Below are 5,663 nucleotides of genomic sequence, written 5' to 3'. Positions count from 1 at the left end.
GGGCGCCGGGGCGCCGTCGCCGGAGGTCAGCCCTCGGCCAGAGCCGCCAGGTAGGAGCGCCGCGCCGCCTCGACGTGGGCGATCGCCCGGGCCTCGGCCGCACGCTCGTCGCCCGCGGCGATGGCCTCGTAGAGGCTGAGGTGCTCGGTCCAGGAGTGCGGCGCCCGGTGCCTGGCGGTCTGCTGGAACAGCCACTGTGCGCGGCGGAGCAGCGGGCCCACCACCAGGCTCAGGTACGCGTTGCCGGCCAGGTCGGCCACCGTGGTGTGGAAGGCGGTGTTGAGATCGGCGACATCCCCGAGCCGGCCCTCGTCCACGGCCAGGCCCGCGCACTCCAGGACCGCGCGGAGCCGGTCGGCGGTGTCGGGCGTCGCCTTGCGGGCCGACAGGCGCGCGCTGAGGCCCTCCAGGGCCACGCGCACGTCGAAGAGCTCCTCGGCCTCGTCCGGGGACAGCCTCGCCACGGCGGCGCCTCGCCGCGGCGTCACCTCGACGAACCCTTCGGCGGCGAGCACCCGGATCGCCTCGCGCACCGGGTTGCGGGAGACGCCGAGCCGCACGGCCAGCCGGTCCTCGACCAGACGCTCGCCGGGCATGAACTCGCCCTGGAGGATCAGGCGGCGCAGCTCCGCCGTGACCACGTCGCGGAGTGGGCGGTGGTTGGAGCCCAGGGTGTTGTCGGCCATCGGCGACCAACCCTAAGTCACCGAAGGACGCCGTGCCCGGCCGGATCGTGTCCGCGGGGCCCGGGGACACGCGACGGCGGCCCGTCAGGGCACATCACCGGCGAATCCACCGAATCATCCCCTCAGGTGGGCCACTGAAATATCATCTACGCCCTAAACTGGCAGTAAAGCCCAGGACTCGCTCATTTCGGTAAAACGCGACATGATCGGTGGTGAGCTCCATCGTAGGGAGGAGACTGAACCAACCTACGGTGGGATACGTGCGTCCTAAGAGTTGCCTATGGTGTCTATGGGTCATTCGATGAACGGGGCGAAACCGTGAACACGAACGTGAGTGGCATTCCGACGCCGCGCCGCCGGAGGTCGGCGGGCTGCGAGGTGGCCACCGCAGGGGCGCGCGCCGCGCGCCGGGCCGTGCGGCGTTGTCCTGGAGGGACACGGCGGGACATGACCGCCCGGGTCGTGCGCCGCGACGGCGCGTCGGCCGTGGTGGAGATCGTCGGCGAGATCGACGTGCACACCTCGCGGGAGTTGCGCGTCATCCTGCTCGCCCTGGCCGACGACGGCTGCACCCACATTGTGGCCGACTTCACCGGCGTGCGCTTCTGCGACGCCGCGGGTCTCGGCGCCCTCGTGGGCGTCAACAACCGCCTCGGCCGGGACGGCGGCTCGCTCCGCCTGGCCGGCGTGCGCCCGGCGCAGCGCCGCATCCTGCGGATCACCCGGCTCGACCAGCTCTTCCGCCCCTACGACGACGCCGACGAGGCCCTCACGACCTGACCGATCGCGAGAAGCCCGGCACGAGGAAAGGGCTGCGCGCGAAATCGGGCTGGACTGCTGTTTTCCGGCGGCCGACGTGCATTTCGTGCCCGCCTTCATGCGATCGCGCGGCCGGGTCCGGTGTGCGTTCAGGCGCCACGCGCGATACCGTCCGCCGTCGAGACCGAACAGCGCGGACGGTATCGACACACGCTGGGGACCTCGCATTAACGCGCTTGCGTGGCGGTGTTTCCTCGTGCGCATTAGAGTCATGCCGTTCGCGCATCATGGACACTGGGAGGTGGGAGCGGCCGTGGGCGGATCGGGCCCCCACCCGAGCGATTCCGCCGCCGGACTCTGCCCGGACACGCTGCCCGACGGGCTGCTCGTGGCCGACGCCGAGCGCCGCGTGGTCGTGTTCAACCGCGCGGCCGAACGCCTGACCGGCATCGGGCGGGCCGACGCGCTCGGCCGCGACTTCGCCGAGGTCCTGACGCTGTACGACGCCGACGGCCGCGACTGGTGGCGCTGCCTCGACCCGTACGCCGGCCTGGCCACCCGCACCCGCCACCCCGAGCGCCCGCTGCACCTGGCCGACGGCCCCGAGCTGCTCGTGACCGCGTCCTACACCCGTGCCGAGGACGGCAGCGTCGCCTCCTTCACCGTGGCCTTCCGCGACGCGATCCAGCGCGCCCGCCAGGAGCGCAACCGCGCCGACCTCGTCTCGACGGTCGCGCACGAGCTGCGCTCGCCACTGACCAGCGTCAAGGGCTTCACCGCGACGCTGCTCGCCAAGTGGCACCGGTTCAACGACGACCAGAAGCGCGTCATGCTCGAGACGGTCAACGCCGACGCCGACCGGGTGACCCGGCTGATCACCGAGCTGCTCGACGTGTCCCGCATCGAGGCCGGCCGGCTGGAGATGCGCCGCCAGGTCGTCGACGTGATCGAAGAGGTGCACAAGGTGGTCAAGGGGCGTGTGGTGGCGGGGGAGCCGGCCTCGCGCTTCAAGGTCGAGGTGCTGGGCGAGCTGCCCGAGATGTGGCTCGACCCCGACAAGATCGACCAGATCCTCGGCAACCTCGTCGAGAACGCCCTTCGGCACGGTGCTGGTACTGTCACCATTGTGGTGGAGCCGGACTCACGCAAGCAGGGAGCCGTCGTGTCCGTGCGCGATGAGGGCGATGGCATCCCGCCCGAGGCCGTGCCCCGGGTCTTCCGGCAGTTCTGGCGCGGTCACGGCCAGCCGCGCGGCGGCACCGGCCTCGGCCTCTACATCGTGAAGGGCCTCGTCGAGGCGCACGGTGGCGGCATCACCGTACGACGTGCGCCCGGCGGTGGCGCCGAGTTCCGATTTAGCCTGCCCGCCGGGGCTCCAGACTTCGCCTGAGAGCGCTCGCGCGGGCTTCCTGACGCTCCCCCCGGAGCCGCCACGAGCGGCCGGGGTGTGCTGGTTTTCCCAGATGACTCGAATCGCCGTTGGCTGGAGTTGCTCGAACCGATGTCCGCACCCAACAAGTCCTATGACCCGGTCGAGGTCACCGCGCTGCATCCGGATGAGGTGGCCCGCGTGCGCGCGGACGCGCTCGCCGCGATCGACGCCGCCTCGAGCCTGGAGGAGCTGAAGCAGGTACGCCTGGCCCACGCCGGCGACCGCTCGCCGCTCGCCCTCGCCAACCGGGAGATCGGCGCCCTGCCGCCGCACGCCAAGGCCGACGCCGGCAAGCGCGTCGGCGGCGCGCGCCGCGACGTCTCCGAGGCGCTCAAGCGCCGCCAGGCCGAGCTGGAGGACGAGCGCGACCAGCGGGTCCTCGTCGAGGAGGCCGTCGACGTCACGCTGCCCTGGGACCGCGCCCCGCGCGGCGCCCGGCACCCGTTGACCACGATCGCCGAGCGCATGACCGACGTCTTCGTCTCCATGGGCTTTGAGATCGTGGAGGGGCCGGAGGTCGAGGCCGAGTGGTTCAACTTCGACGCGCTGAACTTCCCGCCCGCGCACCCGGCACGGGAGATGCAGGACACCTTCTTCGTCGAGTCGGAGGAGTCCGGACTGGTCCTGCGGACGCACACCTCGCCGATGCAGATCCGCGCCCTGCTCGGCCGTGAGCTGCCGGTGTACGTCGTCTGCGCGGGCAAGACGTTCCGCACCGACGAGCTCGACGCGACGCACAGCCCGGTCTTCCACCAGATGGAGGGCATCGTCGTCGACGAGGGCATCACGATGGCCGACCTGCGCGGCGCCATCGGGGCGTTCGTCACCGGCATGTTCGGCGAGGGCCTGCGGACCCGGTTCCGCCCCTACTACTTCCCCTTCACCGAGCCGTCGGCCGAGGTCGACATGGAGTGCTTCGTCTGCCGCGGCGCGTCGGCCGAGCCGGGCGGCGAGCCCTGCCGCACGTGCCGGTCCGAGGGCTGGATCGAGCTGGGCGGCTGCGGCATGGTCAACCCGCGCGTGCTGGTCGCCTGCGGAATCGACCCGGAGCGCTACAGCGGCTGGGCGTTCGGGCTCGGCGTGGAGCGCACGCTGATGTTCCGGCAGGGCGTGGAGGACATGCACGACATGGTCGAGGGTGACGTCCGCTTCACCCGCGCCTTCGGAATGGAGATCTGATGCGCGTCCCGATTTCGTGGCTGCGGGAGTACGTCGAGCTGCCTCCGGAGGTCACCGCCCGCGACGTCGCGCGGAAGCTGATCGCGGCCGGTCTCGAGGTGGAGACCATCGACGAGCTCGGCGCGGACCTCACGGGCCCGATCGTCGTCGGCCGGGTACTCGCGATCGAGGAGCTGACGGGCTTCAAGAAGCCGATCCGCCACTGCCAGGTCGACGTCGGCGACCCCGAGCCGCAGAGCATCGTCTGCGGCGCGACCAACTTCGCCGAGGGCGACCTGATCGTCGCCATCCTGCCGGGCGGCGTGCTGCCCGGCGGCTTCCAGATCGGCGCGCGCAAGACGTACGGGCGGATGTCGGAGGGCATGATCTGCTCCGAGCGCGAGCTCGGCCTGGGCGAGGGGCACGAGGGCATCCTCGTGCTGCCCCCGGCGTACGGCGCCGAGCCCGGCCAGGACGCCATCGAACTGCTGCAGATGCGCGACGACGTCCTCGACATCGCCATCACGCCGGACCGCGGCTACACCGCCTCGATCCGCGGGGTCGCCCGCGAGACCGCGACGGCGTTCTCCGTGCCGTTCCGCGACCCGGCGGCCGACTCGCCGCCGGAGCAGGCCGAGGGCTCCTACCCGGCGTCCGTCGCGGACCCGGCGGTGTGCTCGCGCTACGTCCTGCGCGAGGTGCAGGGCCTCGACCCGGCGGCGCCGAGCCCGATCTGGCTGACGCGGCGCCTGCAGAAGTGCGGCGTGCGGTCGATCTCGCTGGCCGTCGACGTCACCAACTACCTGATGCTCGAACTGGGCCAGCCGCTGCACGCCTGGGACCGCGGCAAGCTCCAGGGCCCGATCGTCGTGCGCCGGGCGATGAGCGGCGAGCGGATGGAGACCCTCGACCACGTCGTACGCGACCTGGACGCCGAGGACATCCTCATCACCGACGAGTCCGGCCCGGTCAACATCGCGGGCGTCATGGGCGGCCTGACCACCGAGGTGGACGAGAAGTCCACCGACATCGTCATCGAGGCCGCGCACTTCTCCGCGGAGTCGATCGCCCGTACGGCGCGCCGGCACAAGCTGCACAGCGACTCCTCCTACCGCTTCGAGCGGGGCGTCGACCACGAGCTCCAGCGCCAGGCGGCGGACGCGGCCGTGCGCCTGCTCGCCGAACTCGGCGGCGCGCGGATCCTGCCGGGGGAGACGAACCTGCGGGCACCGGTCGAGCCGGTGACGATCACGATCCGCGCCGACCACCCCGACCGGGTCGCCGGCATGGACTACGGCCGTGACACGGTGATCCGCCGCCTGCGCGAGGTGGGCTGCGGGGTCTCCGGCGACGACGTGCTGACGGTCACCCCGCCGTCGTGGCGGCCCGACCTGCGCGACCCGAACGACCTCGCCGAAGAGGTCATCCGTCTCGAGGGGTATGAGAACATTCCGGCCCGCGCGCCGCGCTCGGTGGCCGGACGCGGTCTCACACCCGGCCAGCGTCTGCGGCGGCGCGTGGGCCGCGCCCTGGCCGCGTCCGGCGACGCCGAGGTGCTCGCCTACCCGTTCGCCTCCGAGAGCGACGGCGACTCCCTGCAACTGCCCGCCGACGACCCGCGGCGGCGC

Annotated in this window: 5 protein-coding genes; 4 read left to right on the top strand and 1 reads right to left on the bottom strand. The window is 72.0% G+C overall.

The features are described from left to right. Nucleotides 1-26: 26 nt before the first annotated feature. Nucleotides 27-686, bottom strand: coding sequence for a GntR family transcriptional regulator (locus ACFFNX_RS40210; protein WP_378211417.1), 660 nt, complete (start codon nt 684-686; stop codon nt 27-29). A gap of 447 nt (nt 687-1,133) precedes the next feature. Between ACFFNX_RS40210 and ACFFNX_RS40205 the strand changes: the two genes are divergently transcribed. From ACFFNX_RS40205 to pheT, 4 genes are all read left to right on the top strand, one after another. Beyond that, nucleotides 1,134-1,466, top strand: a complete 333-nt coding sequence (locus ACFFNX_RS40205) for an STAS domain-containing protein (RefSeq protein ID WP_378211416.1) — start codon at nt 1,134-1,136, stop codon at nt 1,464-1,466. 250 nt (nt 1,467-1,716) lie between these two features. Beyond that, a complete protein-coding gene (locus ACFFNX_RS40200; RefSeq protein WP_378211414.1) occupies nt 1,717-2,835 on the top strand; it encodes a sensor histidine kinase in 1,119 nt (372 codons plus the stop codon). Nucleotides 2,836-2,946: 111 nt separating this feature from the next. Beyond that, a complete protein-coding gene (gene pheS, locus ACFFNX_RS40195) occupies nt 2,947-4,056 on the top strand; it encodes a phenylalanine--tRNA ligase subunit alpha (RefSeq protein WP_378211412.1) in 1,110 nt (369 codons plus the stop codon). Then, a partial coding sequence (gene pheT, locus ACFFNX_RS40190) for a phenylalanine--tRNA ligase subunit beta (protein WP_378211411.1) occupies nt 4,056-5,663 on the top strand: 1,608 nt, incomplete at its 3' end. The genes pheS and pheT, both read left to right, overlap by 1 nt.

The sequence above is a fragment of the Actinoallomurus acaciae genome (assembly GCF_042429965.1).
In the GTDB taxonomy this organism is placed as follows: Bacteria; Actinomycetota; Actinomycetes; order Streptosporangiales; family Streptosporangiaceae; genus Actinoallomurus; species Actinoallomurus acaciae.
The sequence above is the reverse complement of the archived record's forward strand: the minus strand, read 5'-3'. Positions and strand labels throughout refer to the sequence as shown.

Coding starts and splice junctions, on each gene's coding strand:
- ACFFNX_RS40205 (WP_378211416.1), top strand. CDS start 1,134: ATGACCGCCCGGGTCGTGCGCCGCGACGGCGCGTCGGCCGTGGTGGAG.
- ACFFNX_RS40210 (WP_378211417.1), bottom strand. CDS start 686: ATGGCCGACAACACCCTGGGCTCCAACCACCGCCCACTCCGCGACGTG.
- pheS (WP_378211412.1), top strand. CDS start 2,947: ATGTCCGCACCCAACAAGTCCTATGACCCGGTCGAGGTCACCGCGCTG.
- ACFFNX_RS40200 (WP_378211414.1), top strand. CDS start 1,717: ATGCCGTTCGCGCATCATGGACACTGGGAGGTGGGAGCGGCCGTGGGC.